Source organism: Calditrichota bacterium, assembly GCA_013151735.1.
Taxonomy (GTDB): Bacteria; Zhuqueibacterota; JdFR-76; order JdFR-76; family BMS3Abin05; genus BMS3Abin05.
Genome location: JAADHR010000199.1, coordinates 143,460 through 163,980, shown reverse-complemented (window position 1 = coordinate 163,980; position 20,521 = coordinate 143,460). Strand labels below are relative to the sequence as shown.

The following is a 20,521-nucleotide window of genomic DNA, read 5'->3' as shown; positions in this document are numbered from 1 at the left end:
AAGCATTTCCGGAATACAAAATTCCTGAAGATTTGATAGTCAAGAAGGTTAGGTCTTCTATTCAATATAAATTTTTGGAGGACTGTAGTCAAGAAGAATTACGGCTGATTTTGGTCGGACATGGGTAAATCATTTTCAGAAATCGATAATTTAAACCGGCGAATTTCATTGGTTCCGGCATCTGTGATGTAGACCACTTTGTCTGTCACCAAAATTCCCCGGGGATCCACAAATTCGGCGGTGCCCAATCCCTTGTTGCCCAGAGAAATTTCTTTCCCGGCGGAGGGCCCGGAGTTCCCGAATTTGAACACCTTTTTCAATCCGCGATCCACCACAAAAATATTATTGTCGCCGTCCAGTGTGATGTCAACGGGCTGATCGAATCGATTGAGATCCATGATAGGATCCTTGTGAAGTTCGTATTGGGACATAAAGGTACCGGCCAGCAGTTTTTGAACGAGAAAATTACCGCCCAATTGCGTCAGGTACAGATTCCCGGAACGATCGACAAAAATGCCCCTTGGGGTATCCACCGTTCCTGCACCGGAACCGTACGTGACCACGTTTCGATCAAACATCCCTTTGTAGCTGAACACCTCTACTCCGTTTTTTAGTTTGAGGCGGCGTTCGGGAATCAATTTAAACCGGGCAATTCGGTTTCTGAAGGTTTCCGACACGTACACCTCTTCGGAGCCAAACTTCCCGGCCGCGATCCCCACGTAGCGCCGACTGGGATCCGGTGAAATGTAAAAGGGGTGAATGGAAGAAAGGCTTCGAATATCGTTTTCATTTTTCCGAAATAAGAATCTTAAAAAATGAAGGTGAAGGGAATCCACCGGGGCAGCCAAGAATTGAGCGGCTTGTTCAATTGAATAGTGAACCGTATCGCCAGAAATTCGACGAAACACGACCCGGGAAGCGACACTGTCAATTCCGATCAGATTGGCATATTCATTCCACACAAAAATCGTATCCGACCCGTTAACCATGAGAAGATTCAATTTGCTGTCCAGGCTAAGGGCCGTCGGATGCAAAAGCGGTCGGAGGTTATCAAAATTATTGGAAGAAAGAATTTCTCCGGCTTTCGTCAAGGAGAAAATTTCATTGTTTCCGGAATTAGCCACCCACAGGTAACCGTCCGGCCCAACAATGATGTCCGTTGGCCGGTTGAGAGTCCGGCCGAGGAAGGAACTGTTCCAGACCGGTTTGATTTCAATGTAAGAGGTGTCGTTTGCACCGAAGGCCATTATACCCGATTTTTCCACCGGAAGGGGTAACTTCCGAAAATCGCATCCGGAATAAATGAGTGCAAAACCCAAAAGAAGCAGGACTGTAGTTTTAAGATTTCTCACAAAAATCCTCAAAATTTAAAAGACAGCGAAAATTGTTGAGCTAAATTTAACCGTCCGAAATCGGCATAGGCATAATCGATGACCAATTCGGTCTTACCCAGGGGAATCACCGCGCCTGCGCCAAATGTCCAGTGGGCGTTGCTATAATTAAATTTGTAGCCCCCCCGCAATGAAAACAGTTTGTGAAAACTGTACTCACCGCCAAACACGGCGTTTTCTGCATTATCCATCGGATGGTTCATCTGAAACGATGTGGTTACCCGATGAACGGGCGTCTCGAAAACCTCCATAGCCGCCCCGAGGCTGAACTCTGTTGGCGGAGAAAATCCGGTGTACTTTTGGCGAACCATCGCCCCGGAGGCCGTTCGCTTTAAAAAGGTACCTGTTGGCCGAACATTGGCGCCAAAATTCCGCATGGAGGCTGCAAACCGCAGCGATTTGTAGCCCGTCCAATAAAACGTACCCAGGTCAAACATGAAGGTGTGCATCTCAAGGTCAGCCAAATTTTCCTGAGCAAATTTTGCCGTGGCACCAAACGAGAACCGATCGGTCATACGAATCGACAGGGTCAGGCTTCCGACGAAATCACTGTAGCTGAAATAGCGTCCCGTTCCCATGGGATGATATTCGTCCGTTTCTTCCATGTCATCAGAATATAAAAAGCCCGCACTGGTTCCCAATGCCAGGGTGGGGGTCAGCTGGTAAACGAGTCCCACAAATTCGTACTGAATGCCCACGGGCCACTGAATGTGAGAGGCCAGCGCCTCGTTGGATCCGACCTGTACCAGGCCGGCCGGATTCCAATAGAGCGAACTGGCGTCGTCCGCCATTGAAACAAAGGCTCCTCCCATGCTGGTTGCCCGGGCACCAATGCCAATTTTCAGAAAGGTCATGGCCGCTGTTCCCACACGTTGTTCTCCCAAACGGGGAAACAGGCTCTGTCCGAATACCCAGGACGGGGATAGCATGACCAGAAAAAGGAAAATTTTTATTTTTCGCATATTCATAGTTTCAGGAACCATTCGTGAAAATTTGTGGGCACGATCAATACGTCAATTTTATTCCTGCCATCAGCCGCCGGGGCCAGTTGTACCGTCCGGGATTATTCGGCGGCAAATCCCGGGGATCGTCGTGCCAGGTTCTTGGGATAATATCCCCCGGGCGGTAAGGCCTTCCTGTAACCGGATTAATAATTCGGGGAATTTTGGCGTTAAAAATATTCTCTCCCTCCAGATAAACCGACCAGTCCAAACCCAGCAGCGAAATGTCCTTGTAGATTCTCGCATCGGTTCGCATCCAGGGCTGGGAGATGCTGCCGTACTCCTCTTTTTCGTAGATTCCCCGATCCACATCGATCAGGCGCCGATAGCGCTTCCCCGATTCGTACTCCCACCGCAGATTGAATCCCCATTGCTCGGGGAGTTTGAATCTCCAAAAATGTTTGTTGGCTCCTTTTGGAACCCGAAAGAAAATATCCGTTGAAAAACGATAGGGTTTGTCCCACCGCAAGTAGCTCTCGTACAGGGGCTTTTCCGGAACCCGTCCCGCCGCCACCAAAAGATTGGTATTCGGCGTGGAGCTTTTCCCGGTAGCCAGCGCGTAACTGAAATCCACATTTCCGGACAGATATTTCGAGTACCGGCGCCGAAACCGCATTTCAACCCCTCTGGCGCGTGCATAATCCATATTGACGTACATGTAATAGCTGATGCTTCCCAAACGGGGGCTGAATTTCTGAATCCTCACCGCCGTTGGGTAGTCGAACATGTCCTTGTAATAAGCCTTAATTTCAATACTCTGATTTCGGTTAAACCGGTGTTTGATCCCCAGTTCGTACGCCACGGTCGTGGTCGGATTCAAATTGGGATTCCCGAAAAGCTGGTAGGTTGCCTCCGAATGCGATTTGAGTTTAGCGTACACATACTGCCCAATGGGGCGCTGAGAGAAATGCCCGTAGTGCATATAGAGCACGTCATTGTCCGTAACCGGGTGGGAAATGCCCAGGCGCGGACTGAGGTGCCCCTTGCCCCGGTGTCCCAGAAACGAGAAGGTTTCTTTCTTGAAAAGCTTCCGCGCCTCATCTGTAATGGTGACCGTTTCCGGGTCGTTAATGGCATCCTCCACATACTTTCCGGGAAACCAATAGTCGTACCGCATTCCGATATTGACAATCATGCCGCTGTAGGTGATGCGATCCTGAATGTAGGCGGACCCGTCATTCGGATAGACACGATAAAAATCGTGATTGCGCCCCAGCCCGCTCTCACCGATCCAGGGATCGACAACGTCAATCACCTGCATTTCCGTGTATTTGATCTCAAATCCGGCTTTCACCTGATGTTTGGGATGAACATCGCTGGTGATGGAACCGTTCAGCGACCAATTGTCCGAATAATAATCGTACCAGCGGTTGGCGTCACCGGTGTCGTAAAACCCATCGCCAAAGCGGGTTTGAATGTTGCCATGAGAATCCGCCAGATACTTGACCGGCTGCGTGTCCAGCGTTTCCTGATATTCCGTCCAGGGCTTATTCTGAACGGCACTGTGCAGACTTGTGAAAAACCGCCCGATATTCAGTTCGTAAAATGTTTTCGAATTGAGCGTGTGGATCCACCCAATATTGATGAGAACGGCTTCCTTGGTAATCGTGTTGTAATGATCCAGCATCTTGCTGTAACGGTAGGGGAAATAGGCACCCGATTCAATACGGGGAAGAAAATACCCCTGATTAATGTTCAATGAACGATTGTACGAGAGAAATAGTTTCTTTCCGGGTGCAATTTTCCAGGTCAATTTCCCCAGAAGATGCCAGTCGTTCTCTTCGCGGGGAGCCATTTTTTCGTAATACGATTTTGACGGGTATAGCCGGGTCGCGTGGGGCAAATAGGTATCCGTCAGATGAACATACCCACTGATAAAATAGGTCAGGTTCCCGGGGATTTTTAACCCGAGTACCGGCAAGACATGGCTGGTAATCGGTTCGGGTCCGCCAAAATTAAATTCGGAGATGTCCGTGTGAAATCCCTTGAAAAACGATTTCGGAAAAATATGATCACTTTCCAGGGACAAATCGCCCTCAAATTTGGAAGAGCCTTCTTTGGTCTCCACATCCACAATTCCGGACATCGCCTGTCCGTACTCGGCATTAAATCCACCCGTAATGATTTTCAGCTCCTTGATAGCCCCCGCATTAATGTAGAGCGTGTTCGTGTATCCGGAGAGGGGATCCTTGACGGACTGACCATCCACAATGTACATGGCTTCATCGGCACGCCCCCCGCGGATGTGGATTTCGTTATTTTCCTTGACCACACCCATTTCCTGCGACACAATATCCGTTACATTTTGCACAATTTTCTGCTTGATGTCGGACGCCAGAAGCTTGCGCTGGGAGGCAGTTACATCTACCTCAATCAGCGGACGGTCACCGATCACTTCGATCTTTTGGCCGAAGGCCAGTACCGTCGGTTCCAGTTTAAAATCCACCCGAACCGTTTTTCCGGGAAGCACCCGGATACCTGTCTGCAGCTGAATGGTGTACCCGATCATCTGAGCCTGAATATCGTAGTCACCCGGCGAAAGCCCCAAAATCTTGTAATGCCCTTTCGCATCGGTAGCCGCGCCCTTGTAGGTTCCCTTGACAATGACATTCACACCCGGCAGAGGTGTCCCCGATTTGGCATCCGTCACGGTTCCCTCAATCACCCCCTTTACTCCCTTTTGGGCAAAGGCAAGTTGAGCAAGCAGCAAAACGAATAAAATGATTGGATAAATTCTTTTCATAAAAAGGCTGTTTCTGTCAAAAGTATCCCAATTGCTAAAAATTCAGTTCGTAATACTTCGCGAAATTCGCGGGCAAACATTTTTTAGATCAGATTTCTGTCTGAATTTTGCCAAAATCGCTCTATTTGAACTCCTCAAAAAGAATGTACCGCAGCACCTCTTTTACATTGTTCAGGCCGTCGCAATAGTGCAGAGGAAGCGAAAAATAAATAGATTCCCCTTTTCCGATCCGATATCGGATTCCTACCGGCGGTGAGCCGTGGTACGGGACTTTTACACTGGCGGCGGTGTCGGGCTGCATCACGTAAACCGCTTCGGCACCCTCTCCGGGAATCAGCGCAGAAACCCGGTTCCCCACCAGTTTTGCAATTTTCATCGTTAGCTGTGAATTCAGTGTTTCGTCCCCGAATCGCGCCAGTACCAGAACACCTGGCAGCAGCCGTCCACCCGGGTTTAACCGGTAGACCGAATCGATCTTTGTGAATGTCCAGGTGGTGTCCGGTGTTTCCTCATTGGCATTGGTGATAAAAATATCGCCGCCGTTGGACATAAACCGCGTAATGCTCAGCCCCGCCTGTGTAATGTGCGGCCGCCCAAGGTGGGCAAACCAGATGACCTTTTTAAAATAGCCAAGAGTCGCTTCAATATCCGCTTTTGAATACGGCAGCGCATTTTGAGGATTAATAACGGGCACGCGGTTGCTTCCAATTTCCCAGACGGAATATTGGTCGGCTCCAACAATTTCATCCAGAATGGTCTGGTAAAAAGACTGTACCTGATGGAGATTTTGATCCTGGGCAAAATCATTCACCAGGAGCACATCCCCTTTGGGGGCTTTCACCACCCAGGTATGGGGAACCTTGTCATCCTGTGGATCCGGGAAAGAAATCACCGGACTCTGTGCACCGGCAATATCAACTGCTTTGACAAAAAAACGGTGTTCTCCCGGCGGCAAATCCGTCAGGGTGATAGAGGTGGCCTGACCGTCCAGGGTATTCCATGTGCTGGTGTCATCCAGTGCCCAGAGAATTTTGACAATGGTCTCTCTCCCATCCGGATCACTGGCATCCCAGACAAAGGTACGTGTGGGAAAGGTGTAGGCTACCACGTTCGGATTGTTCGGAGGCGCCGAAGGATTGCTCCCCACGCGAAATTCAATATGGGGCGGCGTATTCATAACCGGAAACCGCAGTTCGGCCGGTGTCGGATCTTTCAGACTGTCGTTATCCACCGCCCACACACGAATGGTAAAGGCATCGTAACGGGCCCGGATGGGCAAATAAAACGTGTCGATTTCCTGCGTGGTCCAAACGGGTTCCGGCTGGTAATCCCACTGGTAATAATAACCAATGATCTCACCGTCCGGATCGTCGCCCCACCAGTGAATGATCTGCTTGCTGGCGGTGGTATCGATTCCGGTTATCACAGTATCCTGTACGATCTTCGTGCCTTCGGGGGTGGTCACCGTATTCCGTTACCACGCTGGTATCCTGCCGGGCAAACAGAAAGATGTAGGTTTGTGGCGGTTGATTTTTCAACGGACTGGATTTTTTCGGCGGAACAAACGGATTTCGCCAATTACCGCAGCCCGCCAGAAAAAGAAGCGCCAGTCCAATCGCAAAAAAATATGTAACTTTTTTATTTTTCATAAAATAAATTTACTTCCCGAAAGCGCGAGGCCTTCGGGAAGTTTTCTCAAAATGGTTCGGAATTATTTCATCAACAACATTTTCTTCAAGGCAATGTAATTCCCGGCCTTCATCCGATAAAAATACACGCCTGTCGGAACCATCTGTCCGGCATCATTCCGGCCGTCCCAATTGATGATGTGATGACCCGGATCAAAACTGGCATTCACCAGGGTGCGTACCTTTTGTCCCAGGGAATTGTAAATGACAATTTTCACCGTGTTTTTCGCCGGAATATCGAAGTAAATTCGGGTTTCCGGATTAAACGGGTTCGGGAAATTCTGTTCCAGCTTGTACGTTAAGGGGTACGTGGGTGTATGTTCGTTTACGCCCACAAAGTAGCCAAAATCCTGACTGTCGCGCAATTCAATTTTGTACGAGCCAAAACTGAAAGTTTGCACACCCTGAATGAAATTGACCACATCGCCCACACGAAGGGTATCGCCAAAAACGACGATGTACCCATCCGCCTTGTTAATGTAGAAGGTGGAATTGGGCGTGCCGTCTTTTTTCACCAGCCCGTCGCCATCCATTAAACAGGGACCGGAACCGTCGTCGATGGTGATATCATAAGAATTAATCTTGGTAATAGTGGCCTGTTTCACCCGAACCAGGGTTCCTTCGTACGACTCGGCTTTAGGAGAACCTTTTCCAAGATCCACCGTTTTCACTTCAACCGGAGCCGGCTCCGTGTTTCCGGAGCTCATAATCTTCACAGAGTCAACCAGAATAACCGTATTGTTATCCCATTTGAAATGCCAATCGGCGTTGTAATCGGTCACGGTTCCGTAAACCTTTACCTGATCGCCGCGGTACAATTCGGCTTTCGCACCGAAGATAAAAATTCCATTCCAGGCGCCGGAGGCATCCTGAATGCTGTAGGCTCCGTAATAGCGGTTCATGGTTGTATCCGATGTGACGATACCGGACACACTGACGGAAGCACCCTCAAATGGTGAATCGGCCAGTTTCCACGGTGTGTATTGAATATCCTTAATGGTCAGATTTCCGTCCGTTACGGGGTAGCAATAGTTGTACAGGCTGGTGTCCGCCGGATCAATTGTGGATTGTGCATGTTCATCTGTGGCCTTCACAAAATAATTAACAAAGCTTCCCACCGGCTGCGGAGGGATCGCACCAACGAAGTTACCAGCAGAAACCGGCTTCATGGATACAGTCTGGTAAGACCCCCCGTCCACGTTGTAGAATAATTCCACTGACGAAACGGCCAAATTCGTTTCCACGGTTGTAGACACGTGCACCGAATCGGAAGCGGTTGGAATCACCGGATTCCGCTCGGTATTTTTGACGGATGGCGGTCCCTGACCCAGAACGATATCCGATTTGTACAGGGGTTCCAGCTTGTACGTGGTGGAATCGGCATAGCTTCCGTAATGATGGTAAACCCAGCCGCGAATGGATTCGATCACGGTTCCCTGCGGAGGATCTTCGTAATCGGTAAGGCTGTCGGAATCATCATCCACCAGAATTTCACCGGAGCCATCGTCAATTGAAAACAATTCGTACTGCGGGGTCAGATTTTTGACGACCGCATTTTTGCAGGCCACAATGACGGTTCCCCACTGTTCGGCGGTGGTTGGCCATCGCAGATCACCCGTTTTTACGGTATCTACCGGCGGAAGGGGTTTTCCAAAATCCAGGATGTCGATGGGACTGGTTACCCAGAACTCCGTCATGTTACTCGGGCCTGTACTGTACTCGCCAATGTAGCCCGTCATGCGAATGGAATCGCCTTCAAATAGAGAAGGATAGGCGGTAGAATCGGGATTGTAGGACAAAATGGCACTCCAGGGGCCGCCCTTCGGATCTTCAATAATAAATTTGATTCCGGCACCCGCGTAACTCAGACCGGTTGGCATGGTGACAATTCCCGAAACGGTAACCGTGTCCCCTTTCATGTAGGACATATCCGATTTGGTATCGAAAGGCGTTCGCAGCAGGTCGCTGTACCGAACCTGTTGAATACGCTGGAACCGGACCACGGGACCCATTTCCACCACATCCGCTGCCAGGCGCGGCTCAATTTTTGTGTTTGAGTAGGAATAGTCCAGCACACCTGTAATTGATTTCACGCTGTCGTACGCGCCGGGGGAAAAATAGTAATCCGCAGCATCGTCCACCCGGCAGGGACCGGAGCCGTCGTCAATTTCCCACTCGCCGTGACCCAAATCCGGATTGGTAATGGCTACATTTTTCACCTGAATAAGCACACCCTCGTAGGCTTCGGCCATGGTTCCGCCGGTTCCGATTTCACCTGTTGTGACGGGCACCGCAGGCATCACCACACGAGAGGAATCATTAATTTCGAATGCCGTTACGTTTTTAATTTCCGTTACCCCGTAGTATTCGGCCACCGTACCCGTCAGGGTTACACTGTCTCCAAATGCTACCTGTCGGCCCTTGTCATACACTTTGATTCCCGACCAGGCCCCCGCGGAATCCTGAACAAAATAATAGCTTCCTCCAAACGCGTAGGGTTCGGCGGTGACAATTCCGCTAATCGTCACGACCTGACCCTTCAGGGGCGAATCGCCGCTGGAATCGTTTGTGTACTGAATCTGCTTGATTTTTGTCACCTGAGCATTAGCCAGCCCAAATGTAAAAATCAAAATAAACACCGCAACAACTATCTTGTAACATGTTTTCATGGATCCCTCCTTTTTGGGTTGAAATCTGATAAACCACCCTCTGCGACTCCCCACGAATTTCCCGGTATTTTTCAGCCGAAAAATGCGGTAGACCGCATTCGTGGACTCGCAACTCGTTCGATCGCCCCCCCTACTTGATCACCAGAAATTTCCCCTGTGAAATCTCGCCCGTATCTTTGTCCTCAACCGTAAACAGGTAAAGCCCGGTGGAAATGGCCTGATCATAATGCGTAATTAAATCCCAGGCGTGTTCGCCTCCGCTGAAAACCACGTTCGATCCTCCACGATTTTTTTCCAGAAGACGTGTGCCCGACCCATTGTAAGTGGCGGCATCGTGTTCGATGGTGTCCACCAGATCACCGGAAAGCGTGTAAATGCGAATGGTTGCTCTCGGAGGAAGATTCGTAAACCAGATCATGCGTTCTCGCTCGCCGGGGCCGTCCCAGATAGCCTGCGCCCGATACGGGTTTGGGTAAACGCCGACCTTCCGATGCGATTTCGGAGGTGTCCCCGGAACCACACTCGTTTTATTCTCCAGAATGGAACTTTCCAGACTGGGAAGATTGTTTTCCGGATTACCCTCGTCAAAGGCAGTAACCGCATAAAAGTATTTGTTGGGCCAGCCATTGTGAAGATACGGATTGACAAACCGGTAATAGTAATGATGCCCATTGATGGTGGTATCAAAACGAATGCTTTCAAAACCGGTGTTGTACCCGATTGCATCTTTTTTGTCAAATTGGGCAAGCAGACTCTCTGCCTGACGGCTTCCCTGGGTTTTAGGCGCTCCGTAAATCCGGTAACCCTCGAAATCGATCTTCCGCGTAATCGGATCTTCAACCGTTTCCGAAAGATTGTCCCAGTACAAGGTAACCTCCCGATCCCCGGGAATCACCAGAAGATTGGGTGACGGCGGGGGCGAGGGCAAGATGAATCGATCGATTTTCCCATTGCCATTCCGATCCTCATTAATATCAAGATGGCCGTCGCCGTCCACATCTTCCCCGGGATCCAGAATGCCGTTTCCGTTTAGGTCTTCATTTTGATCCAGTTTTCCGTCACCGTCGACATCTTCGCCGTTGTACGCCAGTTCCGCCCACTTCGAATTCAGAACAAGGTTTTTCCGCCGTGCGGGTGTATCGGAAGGATCACCCGTGGCCCAGCGCCCACAAACCACGGCAAAGGAAAAATTCAATGTGTCTCCCGGATTCAGCGTTTGCTCTAAGGGACCGGCCGAAAGCAAAATCATCCAGCTGTCCGGCTTATCGGGCAGCCCTCCCTGATCCGGTGTGTTACCGTAGGGATGCCCCTTCCCCATGGTTTCATAGCGCTGCTCGTCATCAACCGGCATGACGTAATCGGGAAAATCCAGACTTGAAGAGGTGCTCCACTTCCACTGATTGTAATACACGTGGTAATTCTTTCGCAAAACAGAGGCCCCTAAAAAGCGAATGCCCAGATAACTTTCGGCAAACCCGTCATCGCCATCTGCATCGTACTGATAAGCCAGATCATTTTTTTGATCAAACCCGTTCAAATTATCGTACCAGGACCAGCCCCCTCCGGGTTCGTAGATGCTGGTGTAATTCATGTTTCCAACCGAAGCATCCACCCAAAGTGCGACAAAAACATCGTAAATAGGGTTGGGAGAGACATTCTTGATGGTGTAATTCAAAATCACAAAGGCATCGGCGTACGAATAGTTCCAGGCATAAGATTCCAGGTGAACCGCCAGTCCAAGAGGCGTGTGATTGGGAATTTCAATTTCGGTTCCCGGGACGGTTCGGTTGGTGTCCGTAAAATTGCAAATAAAATCCTGATGAGAAACGGCGTGAGGGTCAAAATACCGGGACGTAATAATGCTTGAGCGCGTCAGAATGGTATCGCTGTCGGCAGAGGTTGTGGTGAATTCGAACCCCTGATCGCCGTAATTAAAAACACCATCGATGATTGCGGTTGAAACATGGGTTCCCCCCGAAAATCCTCCTTTGCCGCCAATCCAGAGCCCTCCGTAGGAAAGGTGCTCCACCTGTTCACGGGGATTGTTTGAATGCAGTTTGTACAAACAGGAGGGTTGGTCCGGGTTGCTGTACCCGTCGCCAATAATCCCAAAGTTTGTAACCGTCAGTCCAAGGTTTCCGACCGTTGTGTAATTGTTAATATCGTCAACGGTGGTTTTGGCTAATTGGGGAGAACGCCTTTGGGCCTGCAAAAAATGGGGGAAACTGCCCATCAGGAAAAGTCCCACCGTTCCCAGAACGCAGAATTTCCGAATCGATTTATTCATTGAAGCAAGCGATTGTTTTTTCCATGCAAGTCGTTTCGGCTTTCACGGGGAAAGCGTTTTTGCTCCTTTTGGCGTGGGGAATTTTATTAAATAACCTGAATGCCACGCTTTTTAGAGGCTGTGTCAAAATACCGCAGTTAACCTTTCGTACCTACGGCACTCAAATTAATGGGGCAAACTATATTACTACAAACATTTCGCACCTGACGGCGCTCTCATACAGGGATTGGTCAATCCATAATTGACACTATAATAAATACAGTCCCGTAGGGACGACGGGTTTGTAGCAAATAAAAGAACAATTAAGAAGTCCCGTAAGGACGATAGGTTAATAACAGCATTTTCATACAGCCCGTTTAGAACGTGGCTCGTTGCAAAATATCTTATTTTAAAGAGATATTTCTTACAGCTCGCTCAATTGTAGCATTTTAAGTTAATAGTTTTTTTCCGAATTGTCAATATCAGTTTATGATTTTAAACCATTTTTTTCGGATTGACCCCGGATTTTTTGTGGGAGAGTCCAATTACCGATTTCAGAAGATTCCAAAGAAATGGAAATGATATTTAAAAATTATTGAATTTTGGTGAAATCGTCCAAAAAAATTTTGCTTTTATTAAAATATTTTATTATTATTGAAAATTAGAAACCCCCGCTCTAATTATTTGTAAAAAAATTTCTTACATCTAATTTGGGGCGCAAATAAAAATCAAATGGTTGCAAGCAGGTGAGGTGTTGTTGGGTGATGAGTAAGATTAAGAAGCAAGAAAAAAACCGGGCAGAAAAGTCCCTGGAAAAATACCTGGAAGAAATCGGGGAATACTCTCCGCTGCCTCCCGAACAAGAAGTGGCTTTAGCCAAACGCATTAAGAAGGGGGATAAGGAAGCACTGGACGTTCTGGTACGTTCCAATCTGAGATTTGTCGTGAGTGTTGCCAAAGAATATCAAAACCAGGGCTTGCCGATGGAAGATTTAATCAATGAGGGCAATCTGGGGTTGATTAAAGCTGCCGAACGATTTGATGAAACACGCGGGTTTAAATTTATTTCGTATGCCGTTTGGTGGATTCGCCAATCCATTTTGCAGGCTCTGGCCGAACAGTCGCGAATTGTCCGGCTTCCCCTCAACCGCGTGGGAGCCATCAACAAAATCGGAAAAATGCTTGACAACCTGGGTCAGGAATACGAGCGGGAGCCCCGCCTGGATGAATTGGCCGAGCGAATGAACATGAATGCTTTTGAGCTGGCCGAAACGCTCCGCACATCCTCCCGGCACCTTTCGCTGGACGCACCCTTTCAACAGGGAGATGGAAACAGCCTTCTGGATGTCCTGAAAAATGAACACATGTCGCCGCCTGATGAAGACCTGATGGACGAATCCCTTCGTCTGGAAATTGAAAAGGTGCTGGCAACCTTAACCTTGCGGGAGGCCAAGATCATTAAGCTTTATTTTGGCATCAATCAGGACCGGCCTCTCACCCTCGAGGAAATCGGTGAAATATTTAATCTGACCCGCGAACGGGTTCGGCAAATAAAAGAAAAAGCGTTGCGCAAATTACGCCACAAATCCAGACGGCGTCCCTTGCAAAAATACCTGGGTTAGCCTGCAGCGTCCCGTTATATTTCGAAAAAGCCTGGATTATCCGGGCTTTTATTTTTTCCCAATTTGAAAGTGCAAAATTCCATTTGACTTCATTTATTCTTTTCATTATATTTCATTTGAACTTATACCCATTTTTGCTGCATTATAAAGCAACAAAAGGGATAACTCATTTGCCAAATTAAACGTCCCGAATTTCAAATGTCAGCAATTAAAGAAAAATATTTTTTACAGCGCCTTCGGATAAAACAGGCCTTTTCCCGAGGCAAAAAAACTCCATTGACGCTCCCCTTAAGAATTCCCCAGGCTCCCCGCTTCATCGTGTGTTTGCCTGACCGTGAGGAAGATTTGTTGACCATTCAGAATTATCTTCCTTCCTTCATACATCATTTTGCATCGGGTACATTTTTTCTGGTTGTAAATCGTTCCTTTGAAACCTTTTTTGCCGCCGTTCCATCTGTCCGAATACTTCCCTTTTCGCCGGACGATTTTTCATCCGTGGGAATCTTAAAAAAGCAATGGGTCGCTCAAATCCCGAAAAATATTTTTATGGCCATTGATTTCAACACCACAAACAGACTTTGGAGCGAATATTTATGCTACAGCAGCCAGGCTCCGGTGAGAATTTCTTTTAAAAAACCCCGGGTGGCGGATTTTTTTAATATTATCCTGCATCCCAATCAGAACAATGATTTTCAGAAGCAGGTTGGCTATCTTTTGAGAATCATTCAAGACCTTACACGCATAAAAAAAGAAACGCTGGTTAACGATGCCATCACGTAATGATTTACAACACGAGCTGGAAAAACTGTCACAAAAATATGAAGAGATCCGATCAGTCAATCAGGAGCTTGCGGGGCAGCTCAGAGAACTCTACATCCTGTATAATATTTCGCATATTTTGAGCACCACTTTCGAAATCAAGCAAATTCTGAGATCCATTTTTCACCTTTTTAAGGATTCCCTCCCCGTGGACAGTGCACACTTGTTCTTACTGGCACCTTTGCAGGAGGAATTGGGACTCAAAGAATCTTTCGGCTTTTCAAAACTTCCCTCAAAAATCCATCTGCAACCGGAGCCTCAATTAATTGAACGCGTTGCCGTAACAGGCAGTCCCCTCACCATAACCGATATAAAAACCAATACCCCGTCAAATTTCTTATTTGCGGGATTTCCTCTCTTTTCAGAGGATGAACAGATTATCGGCGTACTGAGTTTTTTTCGGGATACAAAACGCGTCCTGAAAAAATCGGAATTCGATTTTCTCAAACGGATTTCGGACGAAGTGGCTGTCTGTATAAATCGGGCCTTATTATTTCATCGAACCCGGGAATCTACCATCCTGGATGAACTTACAGGCATTTTTAACCGGCGCTATTTTAACAAGACCTTTCAGAGAGAAATCAAGCGCGCCGAACGCTATAAACGAAACCTCTCCGTACTCATGATTGATATTGACGATTTTAAAGTGATCAATGATACGTTCGGGCATCTGAAGGGCGATGATGTACTTCAGGCCATTGCCGCCATTTTAAAGAATAATATCCGGAGAACGGATATTCTATTCCGCTATGGCGGTGAAGAATTTGTGATTCTCCTGCCTGAAACGCCTTTGAACAGCGCTATTCGCGTGGGAGAAAAACTGCGAAAGGCTGTTCAGGGTCACTTTAATTTGACGGATTATCAGATCAGCGGACAAACCATTACCATTTCCATTGGAATTTCAAATTTCCCCATGGACGGGTATTCTACCGAAAAACTGCTCGCTATTGCCGATCGGCATTTGTACCAGGCAAAAAGCCTGGGCAAAAACCGGACGATTGCCCACGAGGAATTGCTTGAAAAAGCCTGAAACATCCAACTGATTTTCACGTATTCACCACAGGCGCCTCTTAAAAGCGCCGGATCAAACCATCTCACACAAACCGCAGGAGGTAAAGATGAAGAAATATTTTTTGAAAGCTGCCCTATTCGGGATTCTCATTTTCAGTATCGTCGGATGCGCAGCTCAAAAGCCGAACTGGAAAGAGATCGTTGGCAATAAAGGAATGGTATTTACCTACCATTTTAAAAAAGGGGAGAAACACACATACCGATTCATCACGAACAGCAGTACCAGCCAGGAAATGGCCGGCCAAACACAAGAAACCAATTTAACGAACAGATCTGTTCTGCATTACGAAGTAAAAGATGTCTTGAAAAACGGTACATTTGTAATTCAATCGACCGTCGATTCAACGGCCATTTCGTCCAGCAATCCCATGATAAATCAGGTCAATTCTCTTCTTCAAAAATCCTTGCACAAGCCGGTGGAGCTTATCGTCACAAAAACGGGTGAAATTGATACGGTAAAGGGACTGAACGCTTTCCCCACCCTTCAGGGAAGTGCCGATTGGAAACGGCTATTTGAATCGTTATTCTTTAAACTTCCTGCGAAACCCATTAAAATAGGCGATTCCTGGACGGAAACCAAAACTACGCATAAAAAATCCGGTCCAATGGACATGACTATCACAAGTAAAACGAAGTACTTATTGAAATCCATCAAACCGTACAAGGGCATGGATTGCCTGTTCATTACATACACCACCGATCTCACCCTTTCCGGAGAGGGTAGCCAGGCCGGGATGGGGCTCAATTATTCAGGCAGCGGTTCCGGTTCCGGAAAAATCTACTTCGATCCCGTAAGCTCTACATTTTTATCGATGTCATCCGAAAGCAATATCGATGGGAATGTTACCATTCCGTCGAGAAATATGGAAATCCCGTCATCAACAATGGTATCCGTAAAGGCCGTGAGAATTAAATAGGGGATTTTAGCCAAACCGTCGGAAAAAACGTTCGCTCCGGCTGGTCTTTTGCGGGATTTACGATTGAAAGAGTTTAAACAAGCGCCGATTTTTGTAAGATCGGCGTTTTTGTTTTTAGGTTTGAGGAATCCAGAATATCTTCAATCGTTTGAAACGTGTCCGGGAATGTCTCCACCGACACTCGAAACTCCACGTCAAACTTAAAGCGGTCGATGAAAGAGAGCACGTGTTTCTTTACCAGGGTAGCCATTGAATAGCTCGCTTCAGGCATGAGAATATAGAATTTGTTTTTTCCACTCAAAATGACCTGGTCCTGCGGACGAAGGATTTTTCGAAAAATTAACAACAGATTTCGGAGCAGCCGCAATACCGAAAAGTGATCCTGATGGTCTTGAAGCTGTTTTAGATTCAAAAAATCGATTTTTATCAAAGAAAATGTCCTTTTTTCGGAAGCCCGCGCCTGCTTTATTTCGTAGGCAACAAGAAACTTCAGAGCATCTGGCGCAAAATAGTCAATCTCAGATTCCCGAAGGGCCTGCTCCAGAATGGATGCTTCTGCATCGCTCTCCGGTGGGTCGCCCCAGGGTCTGCTCACTGGTAACCTGTACGAATAGATCAAGTGTGTTTTGGCGTCTGCCTCCTGAAATGTCGTTCCGCAGTTTAAACATTTTCCGTAAATCACAGAGGTCGAAAAAACGGCATTGCAATGCAGACAGTTGTATCTTTTTTCCTGAAATGGCTGCTGTGCGGAGCGCCCGGGTACGGGAATCGGTTTAATGGCTGGCGATTGACATTCCGGGCAAACGGCACGAAACTGAATGGTAATGGAATGGCATTTTGGACATTGTTTAACCATATCATAAATGATATGCTCCAGTTTCCCTTCCGCTACGAGCGCCTCCAAGGCCTCTTGTTGATCTTCGGGGCGGTTTATGCCCACCTGATTCAGGATTGGATAGGCATACCCGAAGGGCGAGTTTGGATTGGGTTCGGGTTTTATTATCGAAAGACGTTCCTGTTCAAAAAGCGTCACAATGGGAGAGACAGCCGGAGGGGCTGTGAGCGGTCTCCGCGTCAGAAGAAAAAGCAGGTTTTTTATTTTTTGAAGCAGAAACGCCCGGTCATAGGGTTTGGTAAGGTAGTCAATCGCGCCGGCCTCGATCGCCTGCAGCCGGATTTCCGGTGTCCGAAGACGGCTTAAAACGACAATCGGTATTTCGGGGTACGTTTCATGAATCGTCTGGCAAATATTAAGCCCATCCTCTCCGTTCAACGCAATTTCCAGCAACACGACATCCGGCTGAAGGGAAGAAAATTCGGTCAGGGCATCCGCCCCCGAACGAAACACCGTTACCTGGAATCCATTGTTTTGGAAGAGCTGCCGGAGGACCTCCAATATTTCGGTTTCAGGATCGATAATGGCAATTTTGGGGACGCTTTTCCCTTGTGTTAGCGGCTGTGCCATATTTTCTTTGAACTTCTATTCACACATGTGTTTGATTCTGGTGTTGATTATTTAGAACGTTTTTCTTTCGAGCCTCGTGCGCGGAATGGTTCTTTAACAATGGCAGCCGAAAAACTATTCGAAACCACTTTTTAAATTCAGACTCTGCCCAGATGCTGCCCCCGTGCTTTTCAACAATGTACTTCGTGTTGTACAAACCCAGACCCGATCCTTTCCCAACCTTTGTGTCGTAAGAATCCAATTGTGTAAATTTGTCAAAAACCTTTCCGACTTCACTTTCCTCCACACCGCGGCCCGTATTGGTCACACGTACTTCAAGTTCTTTATTTACAATTGAAAACTCAATGTGAATATCTCCGCCCTCTTGGCCATATTTGACTGCATTTGAGAGAATATTGACCATGACAATCCGCAGCAGTTTTTCATCGGCAAAAAGCCACACTTCTTCCTGGTTGCTGTCCACCCAAACGGACATATTCTTTTTGTTGAATTGTTCGTTCATTTCTTCCAGAGTGGGTTTCAGGATTGTGCCCACAAATTCGAGCGGGCGTTTTTCCATTTTCAACTCGCCCTGTTCAATTTTTGAGAGATCCAGATAATTGCGAATCATTTCGATAAGATTCTTGCTGGAACGCATGATAATTTGTACGGCTTTTTTTTGCTCGTCGCTTAATGTTCCGAGAAGATTTTCATCCAATAATTCTGCAAAACCCAAAATAGAAATCAGCGGACTTCGAAGTTCGTGAGACACAAAGCCCAGCATGTTTAAATATTGCCGGTTTAGCGATTTTAATTCTGTATTGGCCTTTTCCAATTCTTGCGTGGTTTCTTCCAGCTCTTTGTTCTTTATCTCGAGCGCATTGAAAATCTCACTGTTTTCTTTCAACAGAACCGCCTGACTGGAAAACATGATTAATGAGCGAAGTTTTTCGCGATCATATTCCGAAAATTCGGAGCCAGAAGGGCGTGACAAATCCTTTCCCGGAATTTCATCCAGGCGCTTAATATATTCCAAAAGTACCAGATCCAATAAGTCGTGAAGATTCGGCGTTCGTTTAATCATCTCGGTGCTGACATTGTAATTTCTAAAAAGCTCTTCAATTCTCATTTCTGGATCCGCATATTTTTCCCGCCAAATTTTCATGTTTTTTTCAAAGTCCTGACTCATTTTTTACACTCCTTCAGACAGTCCCACCCATTCTATTCCCCGAATATATCTGAGATTCGATCCAGCAAATCTATCGGGCTGAATGGCTTATAGAAGATCGCATCTGGATTTAGCCGGGAGTTTTGTTCCAGATCCACGGGGACGGCCGTGAGCAGAATGATGGGAATGTCTCTCATAGTGGGATCACCCTTTATTTTTTGAGTTAATGAAAGTCCATCCAGTGTACCGGGCATCTTTACATCCAGAATAATCAGATCAGGGTGCTCTTTTAAAATGATATCGTACGCTGCGTCTCCGGTTTCTGCTTCCAGAATTTCAAAATTGTCAATCATGACCGTTTCACGAACCAGCTCGCGAATTTCCCTTTCATCATCCACAATCAATATTTTGCGGGCAGGCGATGTAATGGCATTTTCTATTCTAAAATCGACAAAACAATCGTCAAACCGCAACTCCTTGACGAATGGTTTCAATTCTTCCCATTTGTTCATGAAAGATGTCCTTTTTCTTGAGACAAGAACCGCGGCAGTGTGATTACGATTGAGAAATCGCCGTTATCCGGAACCCACAATTGTCCTCCATGCCATTCCACAATGTCTTTTGCCAGGGGAAATCCCAGTTCCAATCCGTCAACCCCTTTTGTAATCTGCGACTCCATATTGTAAAAATCGTTTACCATAATATCCACCTCATCCCGAGTCAGCGTGATGTCGGGACAGACAAAAAGAATTTTATAGTGTTCCTGCGCCTCTTCCACACGAATAAAAATAATCCCTTCAGGAAGGGTATAAATAATGATATTTTTCAAGATACTTTCGAAAGATTTCAACAACAAATCGGGCTCAACAAACAAGATCATCTCTTGCTCTGGCGGGTTAAATTTCACCGTAACTCCCATGGCCTCCTGCTCCAGGGAAACTTTTTCAATGGCCGACTGAATGAGATCCTGAACAGACACATGGCTCCGCCGCAGCCTGGAGTCCTCTTTTTGAAGGGTGGACATCTGGAGCATTTCTTCCACAACCTCGCGCAAATTCTCGCCGGAATCCAGAAGGAATTGAAAGTGTTTTTTTTCCTCATCGCGAAGCCGATCCTGAAGATTTTCATAAATTAAATTCAAAAATCCAAGCAAGCCATGCAGAGGCGTACGAATTTCATGGGAGGCAAATGTAATAAACCGGCTTTTAATGCGGTCAAAGCGCATGCGGTCGGTCACATCCTGAAAAAGAAGAACATACCCCATGGGTTCTTCCCGGGCGCCCCGAATGCGAGAAATATTAATCTCAAAATAGTGCTCCCGGTCGCGTCTGAAATGCAATTCCATGGATTGAAAATGTTTATTCGATGCCTGCATGGTCTCAATGGCTCGAATGATTTCGGGATACGGTAAAATTTCCCCCAAAGGATATCCACGGATATCCTCCTGTTTGATATGAAACATTCGTTCAAATGTTTTATTCACATCCAGGACGATCCGTTCTTCATTGGTCGCAACCATTCCGTCGAACATAGCATCAACAATAGCCCGAAGTTTTTTATGAAGAACTTCCAGCAGTTCCCGCTTGGCTTTTTCGGCCCGATAAATCCGGGCAAAATCGCGACTAAAAAGAAGCATTTGTTTTTGGGATAGTTCCCAGCGTCGTTTTAACTCATTTTCATCCAGAGAATTTTGCAATTGTGAAAGCGTCATCTTTTATTATT

At 47.0% G+C, this 20,521-nt stretch carries 15 protein-coding genes; 4 read left to right on the top strand and 11 right to left on the bottom strand.

Annotated elements, in window-relative coordinates:
• Positions 1-98: 98 nt before the first annotated feature.
• The 7 genes from GXO76_14685 to GXO76_14655 form a co-directional block, all read right to left on the bottom strand.
• On the bottom strand, positions 99-1,352 hold the full coding sequence (locus GXO76_14685) for a hypothetical protein (GenBank protein ID NOY79096.1): 1,254 nt from the start codon (positions 1,350-1,352) through the stop codon (positions 99-101).
• Positions 1,353-1,360: 8 nt separating this feature from the next.
• Complete coding sequence (locus GXO76_14680; protein NOY79095.1) at positions 1,361-2,353, bottom strand: PorV/PorQ family protein; 993 nt, start codon at positions 2,351-2,353, stop codon at positions 1,361-1,363.
• 43 nt (positions 2,354-2,396) lie between these two features.
• Entirely contained in the window at positions 2,397-5,135 is a 2,739-nt protein-coding gene (locus GXO76_14675) for a TonB-dependent receptor (protein NOY79094.1), read from the bottom strand.
• Positions 5,136-5,256: 121 nt separating this feature from the next.
• Entirely contained in the window at positions 5,257-6,561 is a 1,305-nt protein-coding gene (locus GXO76_14670; GenBank protein ID NOY79093.1) for a hypothetical protein, read from the bottom strand.
• Positions 6,491-6,784: a hypothetical protein gene (locus GXO76_14665; protein ID NOY79092.1), complete on the bottom strand. Its 294-nt coding sequence runs from the start codon at positions 6,782-6,784 to the stop codon at positions 6,491-6,493. The genes GXO76_14670 and GXO76_14665 overlap by 71 nt, the downstream gene beginning before the upstream one ends.
• Positions 6,785-6,846: 62 nt before the next feature.
• Positions 6,847-9,492, bottom strand: coding sequence for a T9SS type A sorting domain-containing protein (locus tag GXO76_14660; protein ID NOY79091.1), 2,646 nt, complete (start codon positions 9,490-9,492; stop codon positions 6,847-6,849).
• 130 nt (positions 9,493-9,622) lie between these two features.
• On the bottom strand, positions 9,623-11,779 hold the full coding sequence (locus GXO76_14655) for a hypothetical protein (protein ID NOY79090.1): 2,157 nt from the start codon (positions 11,777-11,779) through the stop codon (positions 9,623-9,625).
• Between the two features lie 743 nt (positions 11,780-12,522).
• Here GXO76_14655 and GXO76_14650 point away from each other — a divergent pair.
• The 4 genes from GXO76_14650 to GXO76_14635 all read left to right on the top strand — a co-directional run bounded on the left by GXO76_14650 (position 12,523) and on the right by GXO76_14635 (position 16,187).
• Positions 12,523-13,380, top strand: coding sequence for a sigma-70 family RNA polymerase sigma factor (locus GXO76_14650; GenBank protein NOY79089.1), 858 nt, complete (start codon positions 12,523-12,525; stop codon positions 13,378-13,380).
• A 198-nt stretch (positions 13,381-13,578) separates the two neighbouring features.
• Positions 13,579-14,160 (top strand): glycosyltransferase family 9 protein, encoded by a 582-nt coding sequence (locus GXO76_14645; protein ID NOY79088.1) that lies wholly within the window; start codon positions 13,579-13,581, stop codon positions 14,158-14,160.
• Positions 14,147-15,229 carry a sensor domain-containing diguanylate cyclase gene (locus GXO76_14640; protein NOY79087.1) on the top strand — a complete coding sequence of 361 codons (1,083 nt, stop codon included), beginning with the start codon at positions 14,147-14,149 and terminating at the stop codon, positions 15,227-15,229. Before GXO76_14645 ends, GXO76_14640 begins: the two co-directional genes overlap by 14 nt.
• An 88-nt stretch (positions 15,230-15,317) precedes the next feature.
• A complete protein-coding gene (locus tag GXO76_14635) occupies positions 15,318-16,187 on the top strand; it encodes a hypothetical protein (protein NOY79086.1) in 870 nt (289 codons plus the stop codon).
• A 73-nt stretch (positions 16,188-16,260) separates the two neighbouring features.
• Here GXO76_14635 and GXO76_14630 read toward each other — a convergent pair whose 3' ends face one another.
• Genes GXO76_14630 through GXO76_14615 form a run of 4 tightly spaced genes read right to left on the bottom strand, consistent with a single transcriptional unit; the run spans position 16,261 to position 20,510 of the window.
• The gene (locus GXO76_14630) at positions 16,261-17,652 is read right to left on the bottom strand and encodes a response regulator (GenBank protein NOY79085.1); all 1,392 of its coding nucleotides are present in this window, start codon (positions 17,650-17,652) and stop codon (positions 16,261-16,263) included.
• Between the two features lie 19 nt (positions 17,653-17,671).
• Positions 17,672-18,820: a HAMP domain-containing histidine kinase gene (locus tag GXO76_14625; GenBank protein ID NOY79084.1), complete on the bottom strand. Its 1,149-nt coding sequence runs from the start codon at positions 18,818-18,820 to the stop codon at positions 17,672-17,674.
• A gap of 32 nt (positions 18,821-18,852) precedes the next feature.
• Positions 18,853-19,311 (bottom strand): response regulator, encoded by a 459-nt coding sequence (locus GXO76_14620; GenBank protein ID NOY79083.1) that lies wholly within the window; start codon positions 19,309-19,311, stop codon positions 18,853-18,855.
• The gene (locus tag GXO76_14615; protein NOY79082.1) at positions 19,308-20,510 is read right to left on the bottom strand and encodes a PAS domain-containing protein; all 1,203 of its coding nucleotides are present in this window, start codon (positions 20,508-20,510) and stop codon (positions 19,308-19,310) included. Before GXO76_14615 ends, GXO76_14620 begins: the two co-directional genes overlap by 4 nt.
• Positions 20,511-20,521 lie beyond the last annotated feature (11 nt).